At 66.2% G+C, this 25,581-nt stretch carries 26 protein-coding genes; 14 read left to right on the top strand and 12 right to left on the bottom strand.

Going from position 1 to position 25,581, the window contains the following annotated elements; translation table 11 throughout:
• Positions 1-36: 36 nt before the first annotated feature.
• Complete coding sequence (locus BMY25_RS17525; protein ID WP_238858398.1) at positions 37-525, top strand: GNAT family N-acetyltransferase; 489 nt, start codon at positions 37-39, stop codon at positions 523-525.
• A 21-nt stretch (positions 526-546) separates the two neighbouring features.
• Here BMY25_RS17525 and BMY25_RS17520 read toward each other — a convergent pair whose 3' ends face one another.
• Positions 547-1,761: a M20 aminoacylase family protein gene (locus BMY25_RS17520; protein WP_092499020.1), complete on the bottom strand. Its 1,215-nt coding sequence runs from the start codon at positions 1,759-1,761 to the stop codon at positions 547-549.
• Positions 1,762-1,979: 218 nt separating this feature from the next.
• On the opposite strand from BMY25_RS17520, the gene BMY25_RS17515 reads away from it, so the two are divergent.
• A complete protein-coding gene (locus BMY25_RS17515; protein ID WP_177176920.1) occupies positions 1,980-3,395 on the top strand; it encodes a D-alanyl-D-alanine carboxypeptidase family protein in 1,416 nt (471 codons plus the stop codon).
• Here BMY25_RS17515 and BMY25_RS17510 read toward each other — a convergent pair.
• Positions 3,358-3,633 (bottom strand): sulfurtransferase TusA family protein, encoded by a 276-nt coding sequence (locus BMY25_RS17510; protein WP_092498969.1) that lies wholly within the window; start codon positions 3,631-3,633, stop codon positions 3,358-3,360. The two genes, BMY25_RS17515 and BMY25_RS17510, sit on opposite strands and share 38 nt — an antisense overlap.
• A 163-nt stretch (positions 3,634-3,796) precedes the next feature.
• On the opposite strand from BMY25_RS17510, the gene BMY25_RS17505 reads away from it, so the two are divergent.
• Both BMY25_RS17505 and BMY25_RS17500 read left to right on the top strand, forming a co-directional pair.
• Complete coding sequence (locus tag BMY25_RS17505) at positions 3,797-5,011, top strand: GNAT family N-acetyltransferase (RefSeq protein ID WP_092498966.1); 1,215 nt, start codon at positions 3,797-3,799, stop codon at positions 5,009-5,011.
• 209 nt (positions 5,012-5,220) lie between these two features.
• Positions 5,221-5,592 (top strand): hypothetical protein, encoded by a 372-nt coding sequence (locus BMY25_RS17500; RefSeq protein ID WP_092498957.1) that lies wholly within the window; start codon positions 5,221-5,223, stop codon positions 5,590-5,592.
• Here BMY25_RS17500 and BMY25_RS17495 read toward each other — a convergent pair.
• Together BMY25_RS17495 and BMY25_RS20915 are read right to left on the bottom strand one after the other, a co-directional pair.
• Positions 5,538-6,254: a DUF2076 domain-containing protein gene (locus BMY25_RS17495; protein ID WP_177176919.1), complete on the bottom strand. Its 717-nt coding sequence runs from the start codon at positions 6,252-6,254 to the stop codon at positions 5,538-5,540. The two genes, BMY25_RS17500 and BMY25_RS17495, sit on opposite strands and share 55 nt — an antisense overlap.
• Positions 6,255-6,464: 210 nt before the next feature.
• Entirely contained in the window at positions 6,465-6,740 is a 276-nt protein-coding gene (locus BMY25_RS20915; protein WP_092498953.1) for a glycine zipper 2TM domain-containing protein, read from the bottom strand.
• A gap of 196 nt (positions 6,741-6,936) precedes the next feature.
• Between BMY25_RS20915 and BMY25_RS17485 the strand changes: the two genes are divergently transcribed.
• Positions 6,937-9,225, top strand: a complete 2,289-nt coding sequence (locus BMY25_RS17485) for an NADP-dependent malic enzyme (protein ID WP_092498951.1) — start codon at positions 6,937-6,939, stop codon at positions 9,223-9,225.
• Between the two features lie 3 nt (positions 9,226-9,228).
• Here the strand turns inward: BMY25_RS17485 and BMY25_RS17480 are convergent, their stop codons facing one another.
• Complete coding sequence (locus BMY25_RS17480) at positions 9,229-10,479, bottom strand: carboxylate--amine ligase (protein WP_092498949.1); 1,251 nt, start codon at positions 10,477-10,479, stop codon at positions 9,229-9,231.
• Between the two features lie 217 nt (positions 10,480-10,696).
• Between BMY25_RS17480 and BMY25_RS17475 the strand changes: the two genes are divergently transcribed.
• From BMY25_RS17475 to BMY25_RS17465, 3 genes are all read left to right on the top strand, one after another.
• Positions 10,697-11,731, top strand: a complete 1,035-nt coding sequence (locus BMY25_RS17475; RefSeq protein WP_092498947.1) for a polysaccharide deacetylase family protein — start codon at positions 10,697-10,699, stop codon at positions 11,729-11,731.
• 154 nt (positions 11,732-11,885) lie between these two features.
• On the top strand, positions 11,886-12,998 hold the full coding sequence (locus BMY25_RS17470) for an NADH:flavin oxidoreductase/NADH oxidase (RefSeq protein WP_092498945.1): 1,113 nt from the start codon (positions 11,886-11,888) through the stop codon (positions 12,996-12,998).
• Between the two features lie 9 nt (positions 12,999-13,007).
• On the top strand, positions 13,008-13,595 hold the full coding sequence (locus tag BMY25_RS17465; RefSeq protein ID WP_238858397.1) for a DUF3572 domain-containing protein: 588 nt from the start codon (positions 13,008-13,010) through the stop codon (positions 13,593-13,595).
• A 13-nt stretch (positions 13,596-13,608) separates the two neighbouring features.
• Here BMY25_RS17465 and BMY25_RS17460 read toward each other — a convergent pair whose 3' ends face one another.
• Positions 13,609-15,540 (bottom strand): hybrid sensor histidine kinase/response regulator, encoded by a 1,932-nt coding sequence (locus BMY25_RS17460; RefSeq protein WP_177176918.1) that lies wholly within the window; start codon positions 15,538-15,540, stop codon positions 13,609-13,611.
• Between the two features lie 386 nt (positions 15,541-15,926).
• On the opposite strand from BMY25_RS17460, the gene BMY25_RS17455 reads away from it, so the two are divergent.
• The 3 genes from BMY25_RS17455 to BMY25_RS17445 all read left to right on the top strand — a co-directional run bounded on the left by BMY25_RS17455 (position 15,927) and on the right by BMY25_RS17445 (position 18,117).
• On the top strand, positions 15,927-16,406 hold the full coding sequence (locus BMY25_RS17455) for a YsnF/AvaK domain-containing protein (protein WP_092498941.1): 480 nt from the start codon (positions 15,927-15,929) through the stop codon (positions 16,404-16,406).
• Entirely contained in the window at positions 16,403-17,395 is a 993-nt protein-coding gene (locus BMY25_RS17450) for a YsnF/AvaK domain-containing protein (RefSeq protein WP_092498939.1), read from the top strand. Before BMY25_RS17455 ends, BMY25_RS17450 begins: the two co-directional genes overlap by 4 nt.
• Positions 17,396-17,460: 65 nt before the next feature.
• Positions 17,461-18,117: a YidB family protein gene (locus BMY25_RS17445; protein ID WP_143062038.1), complete on the top strand. Its 657-nt coding sequence runs from the start codon at positions 17,461-17,463 to the stop codon at positions 18,115-18,117.
• 42 nt (positions 18,118-18,159) lie between these two features.
• Here BMY25_RS17445 and BMY25_RS17440 read toward each other — a convergent pair whose 3' ends face one another.
• Complete coding sequence (locus BMY25_RS17440; RefSeq protein ID WP_092498937.1) at positions 18,160-18,570, bottom strand: acyl-CoA thioesterase; 411 nt, start codon at positions 18,568-18,570, stop codon at positions 18,160-18,162.
• Between the two features lie 202 nt (positions 18,571-18,772).
• Between BMY25_RS17440 and BMY25_RS17435 the strand changes: the two genes are divergently transcribed.
• The 3 genes from BMY25_RS17435 to BMY25_RS17425 all read left to right on the top strand — a co-directional run bounded on the left by BMY25_RS17435 (position 18,773) and on the right by BMY25_RS17425 (position 20,570).
• Positions 18,773-18,970, top strand: coding sequence for a hypothetical protein (locus BMY25_RS17435; RefSeq protein WP_092498935.1), 198 nt, complete (start codon positions 18,773-18,775; stop codon positions 18,968-18,970).
• 164 nt (positions 18,971-19,134) lie between these two features.
• Entirely contained in the window at positions 19,135-19,332 is a 198-nt protein-coding gene (locus tag BMY25_RS17430; RefSeq protein ID WP_092498933.1) for a hypothetical protein, read from the top strand.
• Between the two features lie 140 nt (positions 19,333-19,472).
• On the top strand, positions 19,473-20,570 hold the full coding sequence (locus tag BMY25_RS17425; RefSeq protein WP_092498931.1) for an AI-2E family transporter: 1,098 nt from the start codon (positions 19,473-19,475) through the stop codon (positions 20,568-20,570).
• A gap of 9 nt (positions 20,571-20,579) precedes the next feature.
• On the opposite strand, the gene bluB is transcribed toward BMY25_RS17425, so the two are convergent.
• The 5 genes from bluB to BMY25_RS17405 form a co-directional block, all read right to left on the bottom strand.
• A complete protein-coding gene (gene bluB / locus BMY25_RS20910; protein ID WP_177176925.1) occupies positions 20,580-21,221 on the bottom strand; it encodes a 5,6-dimethylbenzimidazole synthase in 642 nt (213 codons plus the stop codon).
• A 65-nt stretch (positions 21,222-21,286) separates the two neighbouring features.
• On the bottom strand, positions 21,287-21,955 hold the full coding sequence (locus tag BMY25_RS20905) for a TetR/AcrR family transcriptional regulator (RefSeq protein ID WP_177176917.1): 669 nt from the start codon (positions 21,953-21,955) through the stop codon (positions 21,287-21,289).
• 136 nt (positions 21,956-22,091) lie between these two features.
• Positions 22,092-23,096, bottom strand: a complete 1,005-nt coding sequence (locus BMY25_RS17415) for an inorganic phosphate transporter (RefSeq protein WP_092498929.1) — start codon at positions 23,094-23,096, stop codon at positions 22,092-22,094.
• Positions 23,097-23,114: 18 nt separating this feature from the next.
• Positions 23,115-23,753, bottom strand: a complete 639-nt coding sequence (locus BMY25_RS17410; protein WP_092498927.1) for a DUF47 domain-containing protein — start codon at positions 23,751-23,753, stop codon at positions 23,115-23,117.
• Between the two features lie 95 nt (positions 23,754-23,848).
• Positions 23,849-25,501 carry a Na/Pi cotransporter family protein gene (locus BMY25_RS17405; protein WP_092498925.1) on the bottom strand — a complete coding sequence of 551 codons (1,653 nt, stop codon included), beginning with the start codon at positions 25,499-25,501 and terminating at the stop codon, positions 23,849-23,851.
• Between the last annotated feature and the right edge of the window lie 80 nt (positions 25,502-25,581).

Here is a 25,581-nt window from a genome sequence, read left to right as displayed (position 1 = left end):
ACGCGAAGCGAGCGGCCGGACCAACCGGCCGCTCGCGTGACTTCGGTGCCGAGCATCGCCGGCCTTCGCCTCGCCACCAGAGGTGACGTTGCGGCGATCACGGACATCGCCGTGGCGGCCTATGCCATCTACACGGCCCGCATCGGTCGCGAGCCGGGACCCGTCACCGCAGACTATGCCGGGCTGATCGACCGAAAGCTGGTCTCGGTCCTTGAATGCGAAAGGCGCGTGATGGGCTTCGTCGTGCTCGTTCCGGAACGGCAAACCATGCTCCTCGACAACATCGCCGTGCATCCGGATGCTCAGGGACGCGGCTACGGCCGGGCGCTGCTGGATTTCGCCGAAGAGACGGCAAAGGCCCTCTCCCTGGATACGATCAGGCTCTACACCAACGAGGCGATGACGGAGAATATCGCCCTCTACGCGCGCCTTGGCTACCGCGAGACGCACCGGGCCGAGGAACACGGCTATCGGCGCGTCTTCATGCAGAAAAGCATCGATCCGCGCGCCTTGAGCCGGGACTGATCAGGTTCCGACCGGGTTCCATCACCGCCAGCCGGCGGCGGGACGCGCGGCGCCCCCATCTGCGATGCCCTGGGCGGCCGGCATCAGCGTCTCGATCATCCGCACCCAGAAGGACGAGCCGAAGGGGATGGCGGCGTCGGTGAAATCGTATTCGGGATGGTGCAGGCCGGCGGAATCGCCGTTGCCGATAAACACCATCGCACCCGGCCGCGCTTCCAGCATGTAGGCGAAGTCCTCGCCCGCCATGCTGGGCGGCGTCTCCAGCACATTGTCCCGACCGGCGATCTCGGAGGCCACGGCGATGGCCATTTCGGTCTGTTCGGGATGGTTCACCGTCACCGGATCGCCGCGGCGATAGTTCAGCGTCCCGGTGGCGCCGAAGGCTTCCGCCAGCCCCGGCACCATTTCATGCATGCGCCGCTCGACGAGGTCGCGCACTAGGGGATCCAGCGCGCGGGCCGTGCCCGTCATCGTCACCTTGGGCGGGATCACGTTGAAGGCCTCGCCGGCGTGGATCGTCGTCACGGAGATGACGGCGCTTTTCAGCGGATCGAGGTTGCGGGCGACGATCGTCTGCAGCGCCTGCACGATGTGGGTCGCCACGACCACGGGGTCGACCGTCTCGTGCGGCTTGGCCGCATGGCCGCCGCGCCCGGCGATCTCGATGGTAAACTGGTCCGCCGAGGCCATGATCGCCCCGCTGCGCGTCGCGAAATGACCGACAGGCAGGCCCGGCCAGTTATGCATGGCGTAGACTTCCTGGATCCCGAAGCGCTCGATCAGGCCGTCCTGCATCATGGTGCGGGCGCCGGCCCCGCCCTCCTCGGCCGGCTGGAAGATCAGCACCGCCGTGCCGCCGAAGCGGCGGGTCTCCGCCAGGTATTTCGCCGCGCCGAGCAGCATCGCGGTGTGGCCGTCGTGGCCGCAGGCGTGCATCTTGCCCGGCACGGTGGAGGCCCAGGGCTTGTTCGTCATCTCGGTGATCGGCAGGGCGTCCATGTCGGCGCGCAGGCCGATCACCCGGTCGGAATTCGTCCGATCGCCCCGGATCGCCGCCACGACGCCGGTGCGGCCCACGCCCTCCACCACCTCGTCGCAGCCGAATTCCCGCAGCTTCGCCGCCACTTCGGCCGCCGTACCCTGCACATCATAGAGAAGCTCGGGGCGACGGTGGAATTCCCGCCGCCATTCCGTGATCTCTCTGTGCAGTTCGGCAAAACGATTGATGACAGGCATGACTTGCTCCATTGAGGCGCAAGCTACCCGTCCGACAACGGCTCTGGCAATGCGCGGGGCCGGATCTTCACCGCTCGTGCAACGAACGTGAAAGAAAACGCCGGCAAGCTGCTGGCGGAAATCGGGGCCTGGCCGCGCGGATGGGACGCAGACAAACACGTCTGCAAAAACTCCTCCGAATGAGGTATCAGAACTGCCTTACCTTAAAGGGGTCCTGCTTGCCTTTCCCTGCTGTTTCCGGATGGCGCCGCGTTTCTGCCGCCGCCGTACTCTTCCTGTCGGCCGTGTCGGGGATCGGCTCCGCTGCCGCCCAGGACAGTTTCGTAGGTCCCTACATCCTCGCAGACCTGGTTTCCGGCCGGATCTACGCCGAGCACGATGCGAACCGGCCCTGGTATCCAGCCTCCACCACCAAGCTGATGACGACGCTGGTCGTGTTCGAGGCCCTGCAACGCCACGAGGTTACGCGGGATTCGCCGGTCGTCATGTCGGCCAACGCTTCCGCGCAGCCGCCGAGCAAGATGGGCTTCAAGCCCGGCACCAAGCTGACGCTCGACAACGCGCTGAAGATGATGCTGGTCAAGTCGGCCAACGACATGGCGGTGGCCATCGCGGAATCCGTCGGCGGCAGCGAGGAACAGTTCGTCGCCCGAATGAACGAGGAGGCGCAGCGCCTCGGCATGACGCGGACGCATTTCGCGACCCCGAACGGCCTGCCGGATCCCAATAACTACACCACGGCCCGCGACATGGCGGTACTGACGCGCGCCATCGCGCTGATGTACCCGCAGTACCGGGGCTATTTCTCCATTCCGTCGATCCAGTTCGGCAAGCGCACGATCCACAACGTCAATTTGCTGGTGGAGCGCTATCCCGGCGCGACCGGCATGAAAACGGGCTTCATCTGCGCCTCCGGCTTCAACCTGATCGGCACGGCCCGTCGCAACGGCCACGAGGCCATGGCGGTCGTATTCGGGGCCAGCGGCGGCCTTGCGCGCGCCGAGGAAGCCGCCGGGCTCCTGGAAGAGGCCCTGAACGGAAGCAATGCCCTGCCGCTGACCTCCACGACGCTGCAAACCGTCTCCTCGGGCATGAACTATACGACGCCCGTGGATATGAGCGAGATCATCTGCTCCGGCAAGAAGGGCACGACGCCGTCCGAAACCGTGCTGGAAACCGCCGACGAGGTCGCCAATAACGGCCAGATGCCGCAGAGCGAAGCGGCCCTGCCCCGCTTCAAGCTCGGGCCGCGTGGCCAGTTCGCCTCGATCCCCGTTTCCATCGAAGGCACGACGGCGGCTCCCGCCACCGAAGCGACGACGCCGGCCATCAGCGCCAAGGCCCCGGCCCGCTCGCTTCAGGCCCAGTCGATCCAGGGCAAGGCACTGATGGAATCCGGCGATGTCGCCGGCCTGCCGGTGGATGTGGGCAAGCTCGGCCCGACAAAGAAGGGCCGCTCGGTGCTGAACAACACGCCGAAGCCGACGCGCGGCCCGGTGAAGACGCTGGCCAACAGCGGCAAGAGCGAATCCAGGGCGGCTCCAGGCAAGAAGGATGCCGCGGCGCGGAAGCCGGTCGCCAAGCCCAAGGCTCCGGTCAAGCCGAAGCCTCGCCATCCCGCGAAGGCGGACTGAAGGCAGCGCCCTCGCCTACCGCGATGAGGAAGCGGAGATGATCCGCTTCCCGCGTCTGTTCCAGCAACCGGTGGCCCTGCTCGCGGCAGAAATGCGGAATGTCGATCGCCGCCATCGGATCGGTGGCGAGCACCTCGATGCGGCTGCCCGCCGGCAGGTCGCGGACCGCTCGGCCCGTCTTCAGCACGGGAAGCGGGCATTTCAGGCCGCGCAGATCAAGCCGCCGGCTTGCTTCCATGAACGATTCCTCCGCTCTTTCTCGTTGCGCCCGTCGAGGCAGTCCGCCCTGCGTCCCGCCTCCGGCGTAGGGTTAACGTCCGGTTGCCGAACCTTTGTGTTGCGAACGGAAACATTAATCCCACTTTGAAGGAACCGACAGGAGCAAGGCTGGCACTCGCGGCATGGCGCAGAATGCAACCACGACCGTATCGAGGACCTGTCCGGCGGGTAGCGCCGGGCTGCGTCTCCAGCCGGCCACCAGCCTGCCCGCCTACGCCGCCGCGGTCCATGACCTCGCCGCCCGAGCGCTGGCGCCCAACCCGTTTTTCATGCCGGAGTTTCTCGGACCCGCCATCGAGGCGCTCGGCAACGGCCACGTTTCCCTCGCCTTGATCGGCTCGCGCGAGCGGCTGAGCTTCTTCGCTCCGGTCGTGCAGCGAGCTTCGATCGCGCCACTCCGTTGGGCTTCTGTCTGGACGCACCCCTTCGCGCCACTGGGTACCCCGCTGGTTGACAGGGAACAGGGGCAGGCAGTCGTCTCCGACCTCATCGACGGCATCGGAACGGCTGGGCTGCGGTCGCTCGCCATTCCCGAACTTCCGGTCGCCGGTGCATTTGCCGACGCGCTCCGCAAGGCGACGGCAGGCGGGAACGCCACCCTGCTCGGCACCGCGGACCGAATGCGGCCAGTGCTGAACTTCACCGCGCAAAACCGGCAAGTTGCGAGCGTGGCGCTGGTGCCGCGCAAAAGGCGCAAGAAGCTGAACCAGCAGCTTCGTACGCTCGACCGCGAGGGGACGGTCCGGCTCACCACCGCGACCTCCGTTGCGGACGCTGAAGAAGCGTTCCGGATCTTCGCGGCGTTGGAGCAATTCGGCTGGAAAGGCCGCAACGGCACCGCCATGGCGCAGGATCCCGCGATCCTCCGCTTCGCCGCCGAGGTCGTGCGAGGCGGAGCCGCTGCCGGTCTCGTCTCCCTCGACACCCTGTGGGCCGGCGACCGGCCCGCCGCATGCCTGATCCGGCTGGAGACGGGCGGGTTGGCCATTCCCTGGAAAATCGCATTCGACGAGGAGCTGGCGCGATTCTCGCCGGGCAAGCACATCCTGCTGAAGGCTTCCGACCGCTGGTGCGAGGATGCGTCGGTGAACCGGGTGGACCCCGTCTGCGATGCCGACAGCCGGATCCTGGAACTGCTGTGGAAGCCGGAGGCGAGCCTCGCCTCCCGCGAGCATTACCGAACCCTGATCGTCAGTCCCGACCGGGCCGCCGCACGGACGCAATGGTTGTGGGTCTCGGCGCACGATACTGCCCGGAGTATTGCCAAAGCAGCGGTGCGGCGAGTTCGTTTGCGCCAAAGCAAAGAAGCTGACCTGCGGAAACAAAATTCCGGGTGAGTTTCAGCCGAAATGACAAGCCTTGGTTGCAGGCCAACAATGCCTCGGCTATTCCTACCTGTGCCCAAGGTTGAGGCCAGAGGTTGGGCCGCCTTACTCTCGTTGGACATTGGAGTCCCTTCATGCCACGGCTCCTGCGCGATCTTCGTCAGCGCGTTCAACAGTCCTCCGCCCCGAGTCGAATACTTGATGCAGAACTCTGCCTCGCCTTGAGCGGCAAGCCCGGCTCTATCCTGACGCATCTGGAAGGCCGCTATTTCATCGATGGCGAGGAAGGCTGGCGCATTGCCCCCGCCATCACGGAAAGCACGGAGATCGTGCTCGCCGAGTTGGCGAAGTCGCTTCCCGGCTGGAGCTGGCAATCCTATATGCCGGACGCGCAAGGCTGCCGCGTCTGGATCGCCTCGGCGCGCGAGCGGCGCTCCAGCCAGGGAAACGGCAGGACCGAACCCCTGGCAATTCTTTCCGCGTTGCTGTCGGCTCTGATCGAGAACGTCGAAACCGAGTTCGGCTATTCGTTTGCCACTCAGGCGAACCCGCTGCCGTCGTCGAAGCCATCATCGCCGAAATCGTCGCTGTAGCTGGCGTCGCTGACACCCTGATCGTAATCGGCGCCGGAATTCTGGTCGCCATATTCATTGATGGTGACGTTTTCGACGTTCGGCTGCGCGTTCAGCCCCGCACCGCCGAATCCGGCCATGCCACCGAGCCCGCCGAAGCCTCCATGGCCGCCGCCGAAGATGTTGGAAAGGCCCTGCGCCAGGAACGCGCCACCCGCGACGCCCGCAGCCGTGGCCGCCGCGTTCTGGAAGAAGCCGCCGAACCGACTCTGCTGCGGCTGATAAGCCTGGCTCGCGGGTTGCCCGTATCCCCCGTCCTGCGAGTTCTGGCTGTAACCGGGAGCGGGATTACGCGCCTGATCGTAGCCGTTGTCGCGGGAGCCGCCCCAGGGATTGGGCCGTCCGCCGGCCGGGCTGCTCCCGGGATTGCCGCCTCCGAGAAAGCTTCCGCCGCCATTGGAGCCGCTGCGCGTCTGGGCTTCCAGGTCGGCGATTCGATTCTGGGCTACGCGAAGCGCCTGATCCGCCAGAATCGAGTGCTGGACGAGCAGGTAAACCGCGTCCGAGTTGCTCTGCACGGCCTGCGAGATCATGCGATCGGCCTCGGAATCCTTGGCAACGTTCCGCGTCTGCTGAAGATCCTGCAGGAAGTTTCCGAGAAGCGTGCGTTCGTCCGGAGTCATCGTGTTGTTCCGCTGAGTTCGACGGTGAATTCGACGCATCCCGCATCCGCGGAATCCGTCGTCAGCAGAACTCCGTGACCCGGGAAACGATCCTCGGGCGCCGGGGCACAAGCCCTCAACTTCGCGGCATCGGGAAACATTCGAGGCGACGCCAAACGCAAAAGGGGCAGCCTTTCGGCCGCCCCTCGCTCAACCCTCGATGAAATCGTCTCAGCGGGTCGTCGTCGTCGTGGTCGTCGAGGTGGCGCCCCGGCGATGAATCACGCGCTTCTTGTGCACGACACGGCGGTGATTGCGCTCGTCCACCCGATGGCCCACGACGCCGCCGGCCACACCGCCGACAACCGCGCCCACCGGGCCGCCCACGACCGCGCCGGTCGCGGCGCCGCCTACAACGCCCGTTGTCGTGCCCGAAGCGGCGAGGGCCGCGCCCGGAACGGCGAGAACAGCGGTAATTGCAACGGCACCCAAGATCTTAAAGCGCATAACGCCCTCCTGTTTTTGTCGGGGGGAAAACGCCGGCCCCCGAGAGATGTTCCTCAATCCTTCAGATCATTTCCCGACGAACAATGCGCCGATCGAGCGGAAAATCGTTGCGACACGATTCCGACCGGGTTTAGGTCCAGGGAAGAGCGAAGCGGAACCCGCAGATATCGTGCTTCGCGAATGAGGAAACAGCAGAATGTCCGAGCGAAACGATCCCGACGGCCTCTCGATCAACGAGAGCGCGATGTTCTATCATCGCTATCCCCGGCCGGGTAAGCTCGAGATCCAGCCCACCAAGCCGCTTGCCAACCAGCGTGACCTCGCCATGGCCTATTCGCCCGGCGTCGCCGAACCCTGCCGCGTGATCGCCGCCGATCCCGGCGCCGCGCTGGACCTGACCGCGAGGGGCAACCTCGTCGCGGTCGTCAGCAACGGCACCGCAGTGCTCGGCCTGGGCAATATCGGACCGCTGGCCTCCAAGCCGGTGATGGAGGGCAAGGCGGTCCTCTTCAAGAAGTTCGCTAACGTCGACGTCTTCGACATCGAGATCGCGGAAACGGAAATCGACCGCGTCGTCAATGTCGTCGCCGCGCTGGAGCCCACGTTCGGCGGCATCAACCTTGAGGACATCAAGGCGCCGGAATGTTTCGAGATCGAGGCGCAGCTGCGCGCCCGGATGGGCATTCCGGTCTTTCACGACGACCAGCACGGCACGGCCATCATCGTCGGCGCCGCCATCCTGAACGGGCTGGAACTCGCCGACAAGAAGATCGAGGACATCAAGGTCGTGACCTCGGGCGCGGGCGCCGCCGCCCTCGCCTGCCTCAACCTGCTGGTGCTTCTCGGCGTCAAGCGCGAGAACATCTGGATCACCGACATCGATGGCGTCGCCTACAAGGGCCGCGAAGCGTCCATGGACCGCTGGAAGTCGGTTTATGCGCAGGAAACGGAGCTGCGGACGCTGGCCGAGGTCATCGAGGGAGCCGATGTCTTCCTCGGCCTGTCCGCCGCCAACGTGCTGAAGCCCGAGATGGTGAAGCGCATGGGCCCGCGCCCGCTGATCATGGCGCTCGCCAACCCCAATCCCGAGATCATGCCGAAGGACGCGCAGGAAGCGCGACCGGACGCGCTGATCTGCACCGGGCGCTCCGACTTCCCCAACCAGGTCAACAACGTCATCTGCTTCCCCTACATCTTCCGCGGAGCGCTGGATGTCGGGGCGACCCAGATCACCGAGGAAATGAAGATGGCGGCCGTCCACGCCATCGCAGCGCTGGCGCGTGAGGAACCCTCCGAAATCGTGGCGAAGGCCTATGGCGGCGTCGCCAATACCTTCGGGCCGGATTACCTGATCCCGACGCCGTTCGATCAGCGTTTGATCCTGCGCATCGCGCCGGCAGTGGCGCAGGCGGCGATGGATTGCGGCGTGGCGACCCGGCCGATCACCGATTTCGAGGCGTATCTCGACGGGCTCAGCCGCTTCGTTTTCCGCTCCGGCCTCGTCATGAAGCCGATCGTCTCGGCGGCGAAGAGCTCCAAGCGCCGCGTCATCTTCGCCGAGGGCGAGGACGAGCGCGTGCTGCGCGCCACGCAGATCGCTCTGGAGGACGATCTTGCCGTGCCGATCCTGATCGGCCGCCCGCAGGTGATCGAAAGCCGGGCGGAGCGCTTCGGCCTGAAGATCCGCCCTGATCGCGATTTCGAGGTGGTGAACCCCCTGGAGGATCCGCGCTACCGGCAATACGTGGACGATTATTTCGCCCTCGTCGGAAGGCGCGGCGTCACCCCCGAGGCGGCACGCACGGCCGTTCGCACCAACACCACCGTGATTGCGGCGCTGGCCGTCCGCCGCAACGAAGCCGACGCGCTGATCTGCGGGCTGGAAGGGCGTTACGAGCGGCATCTCCGAGACATCCGCAACGTGATCGGCCCCGCCGACAACGTCCGCCACTTCGCCGGTCTTTCCCTGCTCCTCTCCTCCTACGGCACCGTCTTCCTGACGGACACGCATGTGACGGAGAACCCGACCGCGGAGGAAATCGCGGAAACCACCGTTCAGGCGGCGCGGCACGTTTCGCGCTTCGGCATCAAGCCGCGTGCGGCACTGCTCTCCAGCTCCAACTTCGGCTCGCTGGATACGGAAGGCGCCCGCAAGATGCGCGAAGCCGTGAAGATCCTCTCCAGGATCGCGCCGGATCTTGAGGTGGATGGCGAGATGCAGGGCGATTCGGCGCTTTCCACCGAGCTTCGCGAACGGGTGATGCCGTCCAGCCGCCTCACGGGCGACGCCAACCTGCTGGTCTTCCCGTCGCTCGATGCGGCGAACATCGCGCTGAACCTGATCCGCGTCATGGACGACGCGCTGCACGTGGGTCCGATCCTGCTCGGGCCGGCCAAGCCCGCCCACATCCTGACACCGTCCGTGACGGCGCGCGGCGTCCTCAACATGATGACGCTTGCCGCCGTCGAAGTTCAGGACAGCTGATATCTATGCTCCGGGGGCGCGCTTGTCCGCCTTCGGAGCATCCTCATCATCCTGCTCGCCCCGGCGAAGCAGCGTGCCGAGCATGATCGGCACGCGACGGGTGAGAAGCCGGACGGCCAGCATCGGGTTTTCCACGATCGCCGGCAGCGGATCGTCCGCGGCGAAGACGCCGAACGCGCGCTTGCCGGCGAGGCTCCGCCGGTAGCTCTTCCACGTCAGAAGACCGGCCCCACGTTCCTGCAGCGCGGCCGCCACGTCGCGCGACGCGTGGAGCCAGACGGCATCCCCTTCGGCGCGGACCGGCTCTACCGGCAGGTCCATGGCCTGGCGCCAGGCGAGATAGGCGAAATCGATCCCGACCGCGTCGCCCAGCGAGATCCAGTTCCAGATCCGGGCATTCACGTCGAGGATATTGTACGTGTCGTCGCGGGCGTCGTACTTGAACTCGATCTCCACCAGTCCGCTGAAGTCGAGCGAGCGGAGAAACCGCTTAGCCGCCTCCTCCACGTCGACGTTTTCGACCGAGCGCACGAGGCTGCTCGTATAGCCGAACTCCATGGGATATTGCCGCGTCCGCACCGCCACCATGGAGGCGAGCGCCTCGCCGTCCTGCCAGAGCGCGGCATAGGAGAACTGCGCCTCACCACCGCCGGGGATCATCTCCTGCATGACGATGGCGTCAGCCCCGACCAGTTCCACCGCGCGCGAATAGAGCGAACGAAGCGCCTTCGGATCGTTGGCGCGCCAGGCCTTGGCCAGCGTGAAGGCATTGCGCGCCTCGCGCCGGGTCGGCTTCAGGATCACCGGAAAGCGGCACTCGATGCCGTCCAGCTCGGCGCGGCTTCGGGGATAGAAGCTGCGGGGGTAGCCGATGCCGATTTCCGCGGCGCGATCGTAGGTCAGGTGCTTGTCATAGGCCCAGCGGACCACGTCCCAGGAGGGCGTCGGCACCCGGAAGACGGCCGACAATCGCTCCCGGTTCTGCGACAGGAAGCGCATCTCCGCGTCCGCGCCGGCGAGCACGACCCAGCCTTTCAGGCCATGGCGTTCCGCGAGGCCCAGCAGCGCCTCGAGTGCGTCAGGATACTCCGGACCCGGCCATTCGGAGAAGAGCCGGACATATCGGGAGAATTTCGGCAGCCGGTTGTCATGGGTGACGTAGGCGACCGGAACGCCCTTTCGGCCAAGGCTGCGGATCGCGCCAAGGCTTCCCAGCGCACCGCCAAGGATCAGCGCTCCCGGCGACGAGGTCACCCTTGCTGCTTCGATCGTGTTCAGGGCCTGTCACTCCGGCTCGGGCTGCCGACGGCATATCGCCCCCTCCCCGAAGGACAAGCTGCTATCCTGCCGAAGAGTTGCGGCGAATCCGGCGACAAAGCAACCAGCGGAGGGTTGTAATCTTAATCGAAGGGAAATCGCGCAGGCGCTATCGTTCGTGCATATTGTCTGCCGTCGGATCGCTCGGGGAAGAATGGAAACGCGTCACCGCCTCTTCTGGCTTGCACTGACGGGCCTCGGCCTGGTCCGGGCGCATCGCTGGCTGAAGATACCCGGCAGCAGCGACTTCGTGGTGACGCTGCATCATGTCCGCCCGGCGCCTCCGGCCGGCAGCTTCGCGCCGCAGACGCTGCTGGAGATCACCCCGGAATTTCTCGACCGCTTCATCGGCGACTTCAAGGCAAGAGGCTGGCAGTTCGTCTCCGTCGAGGAGATTATCACCCGCCCCGCCGCGCCCGCCGCGCGGCGGATCGCCATCACGCTGGACGACGGCTTTCGCGACAACATGGTTCATGCCTGGCCGGTCTTCCGCCGCCATCGGGCGCCGTTCACGATCTTTGTCTGTACAGGCTTCGCGGACGCCGATGCGGAAGCGCCGCTCTGGTGGGAAGCCGCCGAAGCGGTGATCGCCAAGGCGGATGCCGTGCCCGTTCCGGGCGAAGCGCCTGCCGGCGAGATGCCGTCCCGGAGCCTGCCGGAAAAGAACGCTGCCTTTCGCGCCTGGAGCGGCTGGCTGATGAACCTGCCTGAAGGGGAACGCCGCCGCGCGATCATCGACCTTGCCGCGCGCCATCGCGTCGATCTCGGCGCTCTGGTCCGCAGCCTCGTCATGACCTGGGACGAGATCCGCGAGATCGCCGCCGATCCGCTCTGCACCATCGGCGCGCATACGCTGACGCATCCGACGCTCGCCCGGCTGTCGCGGGAGGAAGCGACGCGGGAGATGGTGGTCAGCGCCGACCGGATCGAGGCAAAGACGGGCGCGCGGCCCATCGCCATCGCGTTCCCCTATGGCTCGGTGGGGGCGGCGGGCGAGCGCGAGGCGCAGTTGGCGGCCGAAGCCGGCTTCCTCGCCTCCTTCACCACACGGCCCGGCTTCATCGCGGCGACCGGCACCCGGCACGGGCTGCCGCGGGTTTCGATCAACGGCTATTTTCAGCGCCTGCATTTCCTGCACGCGCTGCTCAATCCCGGTCTCTGGGCACTGAAGTCCCGCCTGCGCCGCTAGCCACTGGCTCGCTCCAGCGGGACGCGTCGGATGGGCGCACCGGCTTGCCCTCCCGGCCGGAGCAGTCCAGATCAGGCCAGCCGGCCTGCCGGTCCGACCATTCTTCCGCATGGGCAGCGCCGATCCTGGCGCGCCTCAGACGCCTGGAGCCTCAATGCCTTCCGCTCTTTTCTCGCCGATCGATGTCGGCGGCCTGTCTTTTCCCAATCGCATCGCCGTGGCGCCCATGTGCCAGTATTCCGCCGCCGATGGCTCGGCGACCGACTGGCACCTTCAGCATTGGATGAACCTCGCGATGTCCGGCGCGGGCATGATCACGGTCGAGGCGACAGCGGTGGAGCGGCGCGGCCGCATCACTTATGGCGATCTCGGTCTCTACTGCGATGAGAACGAGGCGACGGTGCAGCGCACGCTCGCCGCGGCGCGCCGCGTGGCAGCGCCCGGCGCCCGTTTCGGCGTGCAGCTTGCCCATGCCGGACGCAAGGCTTCGACCCAGCGTCCGTGGGAAGGCGGCGGCCCGCTTTCCGCCGAACAGGACGCGTGGCAGACGGTCGCGCCCTCCGCGCTGCCGTTCGCGCCGGGCTGGCACGTGCCGGAGGCGCTGGACGAGGCCGGGATCGAGCGACTGATCGGCCGGTTCGCCGAGGCCGCGCGCCGGGCGGAACGCGCCGGCTTCGAGTTCGCGGAAATCCACGGTGCCCATGGCTACCTCATTCACGAATTCCTGTCGCCGCTCTCCAACCATCGCACCGACCGGTGGGGCGGCTCGCTGGAAAACCGGATGCGGCTGATCGTGGAGATCGCCCGGGCGATCCGCGCCGCCGTGTCGCCGTCCTTCATGGTGGGCGCGCGGCTCTCCGCGACGGAATGGGTCGACGGCGGCTTCACGCCGGAGGAATCCGTGGCTGTGTCGAAGGCCCTGAAGGCCGAGGGCGTCGCCTATATCGACGCATCCACCGCGGGCAACACGCCGGACGCCAAAATTCCGGTCGGCCCGCTCTATCAGGTCGAATTCGCCGAGAAGATCAAGCGCGAGGCGGGCATCGTCACGCGCGCGGTCGGCATGATCGACGACCCGAAGCTGGCCGAGAGCATCATCGCCGATGGACGGGCGGACATGGTGGCGGTCGCCCGGGCGCTGCTTGCCGATCCGCGCTGGCCCTGGCGGGCCGCATCCGTGCTGGGCGAACCCTTCCACGCGGTCGTGCAATATGAGCGCTCCGCTTCCCTCATCCGGAAGTGGACGGGAGTGCCGCGCGCGTCCTAGACAGGGCTCATGAGCGAGACGACCCTCTTCATCAGCCAGACCTTCCGCCGCGAGGGCGGAAGGCTCGTCGCCGATCCGCAGAAGACGCACCCGACGGCGGAAGCTGCCATCGCCACGGCCGAAAGGCTCGGCGCCCGCAAGGCAGGCGCCGTTGCCCTCGGCCTGACCGGCAGCATGGAAGGCGAAAGCTGGGACGAGCCGGAGGTGCTTTTCCGCACCGGCGACCTGCCGCCCGAGTTGGACGGCGAGGAGGTTCCGTCAGGCTCCGGCTATGACGATGTCCTCCCTCAGTCCGGCGACGGCGGAGAGGCCCGGACGACCGGCTTACCCCGGCCGAGGGGCTTCGGCCCGGAAGCCGAGGCGCTGGCGGTCGAGGTCCTCACCTATCTGGCGGCCGACCCGCAGCTCCTTGAGCTGTTCCTTTCCGAAAGCGGGCTGACGCCGGAGCATATCCGGCAGGCGGCGACGCTTCCGGCCTTCCTGCCGGGCGTGCTGGAATTCCTCATGACGCACGAGGCCGTGCTGGTGGAATATGCCAACTTCGCCGGCCGCAGGCCGGAGGATCTGTCGGGTCTGATCACGCACGCCCTGAAATAAAGCGCGCGCCCCGTCAGTTGGGGGCGGCGGCTGCGGGGCGTTCGTTCATGACGTCAGCGATGGCGCGGGCGAGAGCGGCCTCGCTGAAGGGCTTCATCAGCTTCGGCAGCCGCAGATTGGCTCCCTTGGGCAGCTCCGCGTAGCCTGTCGTCAGAATGATCGGCAGTTCCGGCGAGCGAGCGCGGATCTCGCTGGCAAGTTCGCTGCCCGTCATCCTGGGCATGGCGTGATCGGTGATCACCAGATCGACATTTCCCCGCTCGTTCAGGATGTTCAGCGCCTGCCGGCCGGAACTCGCCGGCAAGACGGTGTGGCCGAGATTCTCCAGCATGGCCGTGGTGTTCAGCAGCACCAGGCCGTCATCGTCCACCGCCAGCACGGTGCAGGGCTTCGTCGCCACCTCCACCGCGAGCGCCCGATCGACCTGTCCCTGCCCGGGTGCGCCCTCGCTCCAGCGCGGTATCCAGAGCTCGGCGGTCGTCCCCCTGCCCTTGTCGCTCCTCAGGATCAGCCTGCCGCCGGACTGTTCAACCATGCCATGCACCATGGAAAGCCCAAGGCCGGTGCCCTTGCCGATGCCCTTGGTGGTGAAGAACGGTTCCGTCGCGCGCGCCAGCGTCGCCTCGTCCATCCCCTCGCCCGTATCGGCCACCGAGATGCAGATGTAACGGCCGGGTTTGAGCGCGTCGGGCACGCCGGCACCCTCTTCCTCGCGCACGTCGATATCGATCAGGCCGCCATCCGGCATGGCGTCGCGGGCATTTACCCCGAGGTTCAGGATCGCAAGTTCCAGCTGGTTGGCATCGGCCTTGCCGAAAAGCGGCCCGGAGGGGAGGTTGGCGCGGATCGTGACGGAGGGACCGAGCGAACGCTCCAGGAGTTCGATCATGCCTTTCACCAGCGCGTCGATCTCGACGGCCTCCAGGCTCAGTTCCTGCCGTCGCGCAAAGGCGAGCATGCGCTGCGTCAGCGTCGCGCCGCGCTCGGCCGCCTGGATGGCGTTGTTGACGAGCCGCGTCGCGCGGGGCTCCTCGGGCATGTGCTTCTTCAGAAGCTCGAGGCTGCCCAGCACGGCCGCGAGCAGATTGTTGAAATCGTGCGCGACACCGCCGGTGAGCTGCCCCAGCGCCTCCATCTTCTGCGACTGGAAGAAAGCCTCACGCGCCTTTTCCAGCGCGCGCTGCGCTTCCATGCGCTCTGTGATGTCGCGGGTGACCTTGGCGAACCCCAGGAGGTTGCCGTCGTCGTCGCGGATCGGGTCGATGACGACATGCGCCCAGAAGCGCGAGCCGTCCTTGCGCACCCGCCAGCCTTCCTTCTCGAAGCGCCCGGCTTCCGCCGCGGTGGCAAGACCCTGCCAGGGCAGCCGGTTCTTGCGATCCTCGTCGGTATAAAAGCGGGAGAAATGCTCCCCCACGATTTCCTCGGGCGCATAGCCCTTGATGCGCTGGGCGCCGGAATTCCAGTTGCTGACGTAACCCTCGGGGTCCAGCATGTAGATGGCGTAGTCGGTGACGCTCTGCACCAGCCGGCGGAACTGCTCCTCGTTCTGGCGCAGCGATTCCTGGATAGCCGCCCCGGCGGTCAGATCCTGGCTGACGACGACGAAGCCGAGGACATCCCCGCCGGCGCTGCGGGTCGATTCGACCGTCAGTCGAACCCGAAAACCCTCGCCTTCCGGGCGCTGCTGCAAGACTTCCCCTTCGAAGTGGCTCTCACGCGCCTTTTGCAGGATCGTCCCCGGGAGTCCCGCCTGCCGGTCGCGCTCGGCGAAAAGAGCGGAAAAGGGCTGACCGACGATCCCGTCGGGATCCTGCTCCGTGAAGCGCTGGCCGCCCTTGCTCCAGCTGACGACGAAGCCGTCCCGATCCAGCATGCAGACGGCCACGTCCGGCCGTCCCTGTGTCGGTGCCTCGGCGGGTTCGTTGCCGGTTGCATCAGACAAAGCCGAATCAGACAAATCAGGGCTCTCCACCAGGTTGCTTTCCAGCCGCAGCACACTGCCGCCGAGGTGCATTATCCGTCAGCGACGTTTCTAGCACAAAGCAGGAAATTTCCACCTGCCCCGCGAACAGGAATGTAGCAGGCAAACTTTCCTCGCGGCAAACCGCTCGCGGCACCACTCCGCCCCGAGCCGACAGTTCCCTCGCTCGGAGCGAACAAACACCCGAAACAGTCCCGCCCCAATACTGACATATTTCGGCAACTTTCGCGTTTTGATTGCCGGACCAGAGTTTTTCCGGCCCGCACCCAAGAACATTTTGTTCGACTGCGAAATAACGGAACCGGCCTTCGTTTCCGACGTTTGGCTGCGGCGACGGAAAGGTAAACATGCAGCAACCCAACGACCCGACCGGCGGCTCGCCGGAGGGACAGGATCTTGTCGTGCCTCTTCTTGAAGAGGAGGCACATGTCGAAGCCCGCGAAGTGGTTTCAGGCAAGGTCCGGGTGGAAACCCGGGTCGAGTCCTTCGACGACATCGCGAGTGCGGTTCTGCATGGGGAAGAAGTCGAGGTCACGCGCGTGGCTATCGACAGGGTCGTGACTGAGGCCCCGTCCCTGCGGACGGAGGGCGACGTCACCATCGTGCCCATCCTGGAAGAAGTCCTTTTCGTGGAGAAGCGGCTCGTCCTGAAGGAAGAGCTGCACATCCGTCGGGTTGCCACCAGAGAAGAAGTCCATGTGCCCGTTACCTTGCGCAGGCAGACGGCGACGGTGGAACGGACGGCAGGCGACGAACAGAACGGCGACGATGCGGCAAGCCTTTCGCCAGGTTCGACCAACACAATCAAACGAGGAGACCAGCCATGACGTATGAAGCAAGCAGCGGCGGCAGCCGGACGGTTACGGCCTATTTCGATTCCCGCGACCACGCCAACGATGCGGTCAGCAAGCTCCGTTCGGAGGGTTTCACCAGCGTACGCCTGATTGCCGGCAACGAAAGCGGCGCAACGGGCACGACCACCCGCGCCGCCGATGAAGATCGTGGCTTCTGGGAATCCCTGAAGGATCTGTTCCTGCCGGAGGAAGACACCCGCACCTACAGCGAGGGTCTGCGCCGCGGCGGCTACGTCGTCTCCGTCGCCACCACCGACGCCGATTACGAGCGGGCGCTCGACATTCTGGACGACGAAGGCAGCGTCGATATCGACGAGCGCGCCCAGTCGTGGCGCTCGGAAGGCTGGTCGGACACGACCCCCGGCGCCTATGAGACGGGCCGCCTGCCCGGCACCAGCACCGGCTACACCGGTTCCGGCGACACGCTCGGCAGCGACACGCTGGCCGCGGTCGGCACCACGGGCACCGCTTCGTCGCTGACCGGCGGCTACGCGTCCGACACGGTCGCCGGCTACGCTTCTTCCGATACGGTCGCCGCGTACGGCTCCGATACGCTGGCGACGGGCCGCGAGGAAGTGATCCCGATCGTCGAGGAAGAGCTCCGCGTCGGCAAGCGCGACGTCAGCCACGGTCGCGTCCGCGTCCGCTCTTACGTCGTGGAAACGCCCGTCAACGAGGAAGTCTCCCTGCGCGACGAACGCGTCAGCGTCGAGCGCCGTGCGGTCGACCGCGCGCTCACCGGCGACGAGCAGCTCTTCAAGGATCGCACCATCGAGGTTGAAGAGCGCGCCGAAGAGGCCGTGATCGCCAAGGATGCGCGGGTTCGCGAGGAACTCGTCATCAACAAGGAAGTCGGCCAGCGGACGCAGACCGTATCCGACACGGTTCGTCACACCGAGGTGGAGGTCGAGGACGAGCGCGGCAATTCCATCATCGACACGGATGGCCGCACCAAGCGCTGATCGTAACGGCACAAAGCGGGTCCGCCTTTCGAGGCGGGCCCTTTTTCTTTTGAAGGGGAACGCAGATGGGTTTTCTCGACGACGTCATCGGCTCCGCGCTGAACCGCTCCGGGCTCGGCCAGAGCACCGGCTATGACACGGCAGGGCAAAGCCAGGCTCAGGGCCAGGCCCAGGCTCCGGGCCAGGCCGGTGGGAGCGGCATGTCCTCCCAGCTCGTCAAGCTGCTGCTGGCCATGTTCGCCGCACGCGCGGCAGGCGGCCAGGGCGGTCTCGGCGGTTTGGGGGGCCTGCTCGGCGGTCTCGGCAATCAGGGCGCCTCGGCGCAGCCCGGCGGCGGGCTTGGCGGAGGTTTGGGCGGCGCGCTGGGTGGCGGTGGCGGTGGCGGATTGGGCAGCATCCTAGGCCAGGTGCTGAACGGTTCCGGCGGCATGTCCGGTCCCGTCATTGCCGGCGGTCTCGGCGGCCTGCTTCAGCAACTGCAGCAGAGCGGCCATGGCGACGTGGCGAATTCCTGGATCGGCAACGGCGAGAACCGTCAGCTCGAACCTGCACAGCTGAACGACGCGCTGGGCAGCGACACGGTGGACGAACTTTCGCGCCAGACCGGCGTGCCTCACCAGGAAGTTCTCTCCGAGCTCTCCCGCATGCTGCCCCACGTGGTCGACGGCATGACGCCGCAGGGCAAGGTGCCGGACGAGGCGCAAGCCTCGCAGTGGATCTGATCCACCTGACATCGCCGGCGGGAGAACCCGCCGGCTGGATCGTCAGTTATTCCCGCCTTCCGACTCGATCGGACGAGGTCGCCCGCTGGAATCGATCGCCACGAAGGTGAACGTACCCTCCGTCACCTGTTCCGTTTCCTCGCTTTCGCGGTCGCGACGCCAGGCCTTGACCCTGATGTGCATCGAGGTTCGCCCGACCTTGACGATTTCCGCGTAGAAACTCACCTCGTCACCCACCAGCACCGGCCGCAGAAACGTCATCGCGTCGATGGCGATCGTGGCGCAGCGCCCACGTGCCCGGCGCGCGGCGGCCGCACCGGCGGCGAAATCCATCTGCGCCAACAGCCAGCCGCCGAAGATGTCTCCCGCCGGATTGGTGTCGGCCGGCATGGCGATGGTGCGGATCGTCGGCTCGATCGGCGGGGGTTTCTGTTGCTGCGGGTCGATGGACATGATTTCCTCAGGACGGAGAGAATGGTCGGGCGGGACAGCGCCTCCGGGCGCGAAGCACTCACCCGACCTCAGCCGGGAGAATAAACCGCAATCGGGGACGCCGCCTCATACAAGAGGAACAAGCTGGCTCCTCACGAATTGAACCTGTGCGGCAAACGACAAGAAAGCTTATCCCCATGCCGCCTATCGGGGAGGTTTTTTCATGCTGAAGACGAATCTCGACCAGCTCAACGCAGTGCGAAGACATAGTCTGGCCGTGGCCTCGAAGACCGCGAAGGAACGACTGGCACTCAATCATCTTGAGGATCTGCGCCAGCAGCTCGCCCAGGCGCTCGACCGACCGGGCTCTTCCGCCGGCCATGTTTCGGGCGATTGCGGGGCCGGCCTGCACCGCCGGTGAGCAACAAGACTGACCGCGCCTGAGACGGCGACGGTCGGTCAGGAAAGACCGCCGATCCCGCGACCGGCGGTCTAAAGCCCTTCTCCCATCGAGCCCGCGACAGGCACGCTTGACAGATTGTCGCAGGTCGGCCATCTGCGCCCGGTGAAAACCGGGAGAACCCGATGGGTTATATTGCCAGGGGCGTGATGCTCGTCGCCCTCTTGTCCACGATCATCTGCTCCGGCCTCTGGCTGGTCACCGGCTCGCGTGCCATCGCGGGCACTTCCGTGCTTCTGGTGCCCTTCGGGATGGTCCCCGTCGCGGATCGCATTCTCCAGCGCCGCGGTCACGAACTGCCGGACGAGAAAAACGACCTCTGACCATTAGGCCGAGCGCCCGGCGACGGATCGACCGTCGGGCGCCCCTGCGACATTGTTCGTGATTCATTCGGTTGATCGAAACGTCGTCCGATGGAACATGGTGGCACGCGCGCTGTTTGCAGGTCGTCGCAAGGAGAACCATGAACATTCCGGTCCAGCGCAAGGCGTTCTTTCTGCTGTTGGCGGTCATCACCGTCGCATTCGGCTGGCTGCTGCTGCCCTATTACAGCGCCGTCCTGTGGGCTGTGATCCTGGCGATCATCTTTCAGCCGATGCATCGCGCGCTGGAAAACCGTCTTCCGCGAAGGGCCAACGTGGCGGCGCTCCTCAGCGTGCTCGTCTGCATCCTTCTGGCGATCATTCCGGTCGCGGTGCTGATGACCTCGCTGGTCCAGGAAGGCGTCACGGTGGTGCAGAAGGTGCACGATCGAAACATCGATTTCGGCGAGTACTTCACCCGCTTCCAGGCCGCGATTCCCGAATCCATCAAGGGCTGGATGAACGATGCCGGCGTCGATCTCGGCATCGTGCGCGAGAAGCTCTCCTCCGCTGCCATGCAGGCAAGCCAGCTCGTCGCGGGACGTGCGCTCAGCATCGGACAGAACACGCTTCAGTTCGTGGTGAGCTTCGGCATCATGCTCTATCTGCTGTTCTTCCTGTTTCGCGACGGGCGCAGGATCAGCCGCGCGATTCGCGCTTCGATGCCGCTCAGCCACGAGTACACCAACCAGCTTCTCGGCAAGTTCGCCGCCGTCGTCCGGGCAACCGTCAAGGGCAACGTCATCATCGCCGTCGTCCAGGGCGTGATCGGCGGGGTCACCTTCTGGCTGATCGGCATCGAGGGAGCCCTGCTCTGGGGCGTGCTGATGGCGTTCCTGTCGCTGTTGCCGGCCATCGGCGCGGCCGTCGTCTGGGCGCCCGTCGCCCTCTACCTGCTGGTCACGGGATCCTACATCAAGGGCATCATCCTGATCTTCGTGGGCGTCGCTGTGATCGGCCTCGTCGACAATCTGCTGCGGCCGCCGCTGGTCGGCAAGGAAACCAAGCTGCCCGACTATGTCGTGCTGATCTCCACGGTCGGCGGCATGTCGCTGCTCGGCATCAACGGCTTCGTGATCGGGCCGCTGATCGCGGCGCTCTTCATCGCGGCATGGACCCTCTTCCGGACGGAGCAGGAGACCAGCGTTCTGCAGGGGCACGAACCCGGCGACACCAGGCTGATCCTGCCGAAGGACTGACCCGTCCCATCAGCGCCGGACGAGTACGGCCCGGGGATCGCAGCGCCGTTCCCAGCCGTCCCGCTCCAGCGTGGGGACGTCGGTTTCCTCGACGGGGTAGCCCAGGCAGAAATAGCCGATGAAGCTCCAGCCGGCCGGCACGTCGAGCGCGGCGGCAACCGCCACCGGGTCGAGGATGGAGACCCAGCCAAGGCCAATCCCCTCCGTTCGCGCGGCGAGCCAGAGCGTGTAGAGCGCCATCACGGCGGAATAATCGATTGTTTCCGGCATGGTCATGCGGCCGAGGCCGTGACCCTGGCTCGTGGCGCGGTCGGCAAAGACGGCGAACTGGATCGGTGCCTCGTCCAGGCCGGCGAGCTTCAGCCCGGCATAAAGCGCCGCGCGCTCGCCGCTCTGGCGGGACAAGGCTTCCGCATTGCACGCCTCGAATGAAGCGCGGACGGCACGGCGCCTTTCCGGCGCTTCCACCAGCACGAAACGCCAAGGCTGGCTCAACCCGACGGAGGGCGCGAGGCAGGCGGTCTCGACCAGCCGCTCGAATGCGCCCGATGGCAGCGGGTCCGTCCTGAAGCGCCGCACGTCTCGCCGCCAGACGAGGAGTTCCAGCAGCGCGGCGCGCGCGTCCTCCCCGACACCATGGCTACCGGTCACGTCCACTCGTCTGTCATCCCGCTCGATTGTTGAAAGCCGCCAGCGATCGTTTCCGCCGCCGCGCGTCAGGGCTCGCCGCTCTGCCGGCGGCAGCCATTGAGGAAGAGGTCGACCGCCTTGCGGACATGCACCTCGTTCTTGTCGCTGAAGATCGCCGGTTCGAGACCGAGGCTGGCACGACGGAGTGCCGGGCCGACAGTGAGGTCGATGAAGGAGATGGCGAGGAAATCCACCTCCCCGCCCGCGATCTCGCCCCGCCCGATCGCCTGTTCGATGACCCGCCCCACCGCCCCGGCGACGCGAACGACACCGTGGTCGTAGAGGGTGCGGGCGAGTTCCGGGAACTGCTTCACCTCCCCCGTGATCATGCGATCGAGCGCGATGGTTTCGGGCGTCAGCGTCCGTTTCAGGAGCCCGGTCGCGATGTCCGTCAGCGTCTGGCGCAGGTCGTCGCAGGCAACGATCTCGCTCTCGAAACCGGACAGCCGATCGTTGATGTAGCGGACGATCACCGCCTCGAAGAGATCCGCCTTGGAGGGAAAACGAGCGTAGAAGGTGCGCTTGGAAATGCACGCGACGGCCGCCAGCGTGTCGACGCTGGAGGCGCCATAGCCGCATTCCAGGAACATCGCGGTCGCGACATCCAGAATCCGCTGCGTCAGCTCCAGCGACGTCTGGCGGGAAGGCCGACCGGTCTTTCCGGCGCGCGCGCGCTCCAACGAGGTTTCCGACATTCCGTGGTTCGGCCCGTCACACTGCAAGGATCCGCCCGGAAGGACGGTCGGAAACACTTAGGCGATGAAACCGTGCGGGCCAAGGCGACACCTTGGCCCGCGAGGCGTAGGGCAAAGACCAGCCCCGCTTGGACGTTTACGCGAAGAGCCGGGCGACTGCGTAGAACAGGGCGCCGACCAGACCAGCGGCGGGGATGGTGACCACCCAGGCCACGACGATGCTGCTGGCGACGTTCCAGCGCACCGCGCGCGTGCGCCGCGCCGCGCCGACAGCCACGATCGCGCCGGTGATCGTATGCGTGGTGGAAACGGGGATGCCCAGATAGGTCGCGAGGAACAGCGTGATCGCGCCGCCGATCTCCGCGCAGAAACCCTGCATCGGGTTGAGGTCGGTGATGCGCGATCCCATGGTGCGAACGATGCGCCAGCCGCCGAACAGCGTGCCGCAAGCCATCGCCGACTGACAGGCGAGCACCACCCAGAGCGGCACGTGGAAGGGGCCGGTGAGGAAGCCGCCGGCATAGAGCAGGCCCGCGATGATGCCCATCGTCTTCTGCGCGTCGTTGCCGCCGTGGCCGAGGGAATACAGGGCGGCGGAGATGAACTGCAGGACGCGGAAGCTGCGGTCCACCGCGAAAGGGGTCCGGCGCGCCACGATCCACGTCACCACCAGAACGAGCAGCAGCGCCAGGAAGAAGCCCAGCGCCGGCGACAGCACGATGGCGCCGATGGTCTTGAGCACGCCGTTCCAGACGATCGCGCTGAACCCGGCCTTGGCGATGCCGGCGCCCAGCAGGCCGCCGACAAGCGCGTGGGAGCTGGAGGAAGGAATGCCCGCCCACCAGGTGAGCAGGTTCCACGCGATCGCCCCCATCAGCGCGCCGAAAAGCACATAGCTGTCCAGGACGCCCATGCTGACGATGCCGGTGCCCAGCGTATCCGCAACATGCAGGCCGAAGACGAGGAAGGCCACGAAATTGAAGAAGGCCGCCCAGAACACGGCGGCCTTGGGTGGCAGCACGCGGGTGGACACCACGGTGGCGATGGAGTTCGCGGCATCGTGCAGCCCGTTCAGGAAATCGAACAGCAGCGCGATGGCGATCAGCGCGATGATGGGCAGCATGCTGGCGGTCAGGCTCATGCGGCGTGGGCTCCGCGCTCAGACATGCTCGACAACGATGCCCTGGATCTGGTCGGCGATGTCTTCGAAATGGTCGATCACCTCCTCCAGGTGATCGTAGATCTGGCTGCGCACGATGTAGTTCATCGCGTCCGGCATGCCGTCCTTGAAGAGCGCCTTCATGCCGCGGTCGTAAACATCGTCGGCCTGCCCCTCCAGGGTGGAGATCCGCAGGCAGAGGTCGCTGATCGGCGCGGCATTGCGGCTGAGCGCGGAGAGCAGCGGCATCACCTCTTCCAGCAGGCGGGCGCAGGCGACGATGGCCGCGCCCATCTCCCGCATTTCCGGCTCGAACTCCCGCGTCTTGAACAGCGTGATCGCCTTGGCCGTCTGGTGCATCTGGTCGACAGCGTCGTCCATCCGCGAGATCAGGTCCTTGATGTCACCCCGATCGAACGGGGTGATGAAGCTCGCGCGGATCGCCAGGATCACCTCGCGGGTGATATCGTCGGCCTTGTGCTCGATCGTCGCGATCTCGCGGCAGCGCTGGGGCACTTCCTCGCCGCCGGCAAGCAGGGCCTCAAGGGTCTTCGCAGCTTCGGTGGCCGTCCGGGCATGCTGCTCGAAAAGCGTGAAGAAGCGATCCTCTTTCGGCAGCAGTTTGCGGAACCAGTTCATCCAACCCCTCCGGGCGTCTTTGGGCGACTAGCCTTTATGACACTTTCGTGACGTTCGCACCCCTTCCCTTGATGAGCGGTGAATTGTCCCGCCGACTAGGTCTTTTTCAGCCGGCTGGGCAGCAGATCGCCGTGGCGCTCCAGCACCGGATAGGCGGCGGAGGCCACGAGGTGCGCGTTGACCTGCTTCAGGTCGCGCATGAGATCGAGATGCAGCGTGCTCGCCTCGACGTTCCCGTCGTTGCCGGACTTCAGCTGATCGAAATGCGCCTTTGTTGCCCTGGCCTCGATCTGCCGGAAAGCCCGCTTCTCGTCGGCCAGGAGGCGAGCCGCGCGCGTGTCGTCGGTCATGAAGACGGTGGCGGCGGCCCGCAGGTTGGAGAGCAGCCGATCGACGATGGCCAGGAGTTCCTCGCGGCTCTCGCGCGACGAGGACAGGCCCCGCTCCAGCTTGCGGCTGGCGAAGCCGAGGAGATGGCGATCCACGATATCCCCCGCCTGCTCCATGTTGGTGGAGAAGACGAGGATCTGGTTCAGCCGGGCAAGGTCCTCCTCGCCCAGTGCCTCCACGTCGAGCGAGACGAGATAGCGCTTGATGGCGCTGTTCAGCCTGTCGAGGATGTCGTCGACCTGCTTGGCCTCGGTGATCTGGCGACGGTCGGGCTTGTCGATGGCGTCGCGAAAGCCCTGCAGCATGGTTTCAAGGATATCGACGAGCCGCAACGCCTCGCGGGCGGCGGCGCCGAGGGCCAGGAACGGCACGTCGCGGGCCGACGCGTCTAGATAGATCGGTTTCGCCGGATCGGCAGCATCGACGCGCGACGGCAACCAGCGCCGGAGGATTCGTGCGTAGGGCCGGAGCATCGGCAGGAAAACCACCGCCAGCACGACGTTGAACGCGGTGTGGAAGTCGGCGACCGAGCGTGCGTCATCCGGCTCGATCCTCACCATCCACCGCGAGATCGTGGGCAGCAGGAGAAGCGCCAGCGCCACGCCCACGCAGCGGTTCAGCAGGTTGCCCAGCGGCAGGCGGCGCGCCGCCGGATCGTTGCCGGCCGCTCCTTCCAGCACCGGATTGATCGCCGTGCCGAGATTGGCGCCGAGCACCAGCGCGAAGGCTGCCTCGGGCGGAACGACACCCTTGGCCGCGAAGGACATGACGAGGATCACCACCGCCACGCTGGAATGCGCCGCCCAGGTGAGCCCCGCCGCCAGCACGACGTCGAGCAGCGGCTGCGAGGCCACGGCGCCCAGCAGCATGCGGAGGCTCGGCAGGTCCTCGTAGGGCTCGATCAGCTGCAGGAACTGGCCGAGCGCCATCAGGATCAGCCCGAGTCCGATAAAGACACGGCCGAGATCGTGCGTGCCGGCAGTCCCCCGGCGAAACATCAGCACGCCGATCAGCACCAGCACCGGCGCGATCTCGCTGACATTGAAGGAAAGAACCTGCACGATCAGCGTCGAGCCGACATTGGCACCCAGCATGACGGCCAGCGACGGCACGAGATCGACCAGCCCCTGCGCGGCGAAGCCTGTAACCATCAGGCCCGTCGCCGTGCTGCTCTGCAGGATGGCGGTGACGCCCATGCCAGCCAGGAAGGCGGCGAGGCGGTTCTTCGTCGCCTTTGCCAGGAATTGTCCGAGGCGCGCGCCGAACGCACGCTGCACACCCGTTTGCACCATGTGCACGCCCCACAGAAGCAGCGCTACGGTGCCGGCGAGATTGGCAAGCGTGAGTGGCAGGTTCACCCGGTTCCTCCGTTGTTGAACCCTTTAACCTAAGCCTGATGGCTGCCCTTTCCAGCCGAAATGCCTCGAAACGGCGCGGC

The organism is Faunimonas pinastri, from assembly GCF_900110915.1.
GTDB classification, from domain to species: Bacteria; Pseudomonadota; Alphaproteobacteria; order Rhizobiales; family Afifellaceae; genus Faunimonas; species Faunimonas pinastri.
The sequence above is the reverse complement of the archived record's forward strand: the minus strand, read 5'-3'. Positions and strand labels throughout refer to the sequence as shown.

Excerpts from the sequence above, each read along its gene's own strand:
- BMY25_RS17430 (WP_092498933.1), top strand. The coding sequence starts at position 19,135 with ATGGGTTATATTGCCAGGGGCGTGATGCTCGTCGCCCTCTTGTCCACG.
- BMY25_RS20905 (WP_177176917.1), bottom strand. The coding sequence starts at position 21,955 with ATGTCGGAAACCTCGTTGGAGCGCGCGCGCGCCGGAAAGACCGGTCGG.
- BMY25_RS17470 (WP_092498945.1), top strand. The coding sequence starts at position 11,886 with ATGCCTTCCGCTCTTTTCTCGCCGATCGATGTCGGCGGCCTGTCTTTT.
- BMY25_RS17450 (WP_092498939.1), top strand. The coding sequence starts at position 16,403 with ATGACGTATGAAGCAAGCAGCGGCGGCAGCCGGACGGTTACGGCCTAT.
- BMY25_RS17440 (WP_092498937.1), bottom strand. The coding sequence starts at position 18,570 with ATGTCCATCGACCCGCAGCAACAGAAACCCCCGCCGATCGAGCCGACG.
- BMY25_RS17505 (WP_092498966.1), top strand. The coding sequence starts at position 3,797 with ATGGCGCAGAATGCAACCACGACCGTATCGAGGACCTGTCCGGCGGGT.
- BMY25_RS17425 (WP_092498931.1), top strand. The coding sequence starts at position 19,473 with ATGAACATTCCGGTCCAGCGCAAGGCGTTCTTTCTGCTGTTGGCGGTC.
- BMY25_RS17495 (WP_177176919.1), bottom strand. The coding sequence starts at position 6,254 with ATGACTCCGGACGAACGCACGCTTCTCGGAAACTTCCTGCAGGATCTT.
- BMY25_RS17435 (WP_092498935.1), top strand. The coding sequence starts at position 18,773 with ATGCTGAAGACGAATCTCGACCAGCTCAACGCAGTGCGAAGACATAGT.
- BMY25_RS17445 (WP_143062038.1), top strand. The coding sequence starts at position 17,461 with ATGGGTTTTCTCGACGACGTCATCGGCTCCGCGCTGAACCGCTCCGGG.
- BMY25_RS17455 (WP_092498941.1), top strand. The coding sequence starts at position 15,927 with ATGCAGCAACCCAACGACCCGACCGGCGGCTCGCCGGAGGGACAGGAT.
- BMY25_RS17475 (WP_092498947.1), top strand. The coding sequence starts at position 10,697 with ATGGAAACGCGTCACCGCCTCTTCTGGCTTGCACTGACGGGCCTCGGC.
- BMY25_RS20915 (WP_092498953.1), bottom strand. The coding sequence starts at position 6,740 with ATGCGCTTTAAGATCTTGGGTGCCGTTGCAATTACCGCTGTTCTCGCC.
- BMY25_RS17465 (WP_238858397.1), top strand. The coding sequence starts at position 13,008 with ATGAGCGAGACGACCCTCTTCATCAGCCAGACCTTCCGCCGCGAGGGC.
- BMY25_RS17415 (WP_092498929.1), bottom strand. The coding sequence starts at position 23,096 with ATGAGCCTGACCGCCAGCATGCTGCCCATCATCGCGCTGATCGCCATC.
- BMY25_RS17410 (WP_092498927.1), bottom strand. The coding sequence starts at position 23,753 with ATGAACTGGTTCCGCAAACTGCTGCCGAAAGAGGATCGCTTCTTCACG.
- BMY25_RS17520 (WP_092499020.1), bottom strand. The coding sequence starts at position 1,761 with ATGCCTGTCATCAATCGTTTTGCCGAACTGCACAGAGAGATCACGGAA.
- BMY25_RS17510 (WP_092498969.1), bottom strand. The coding sequence starts at position 3,633 with ATGGAAGCAAGCCGGCGGCTTGATCTGCGCGGCCTGAAATGCCCGCTT.
- BMY25_RS17485 (WP_092498951.1), top strand. The coding sequence starts at position 6,937 with ATGTCCGAGCGAAACGATCCCGACGGCCTCTCGATCAACGAGAGCGCG.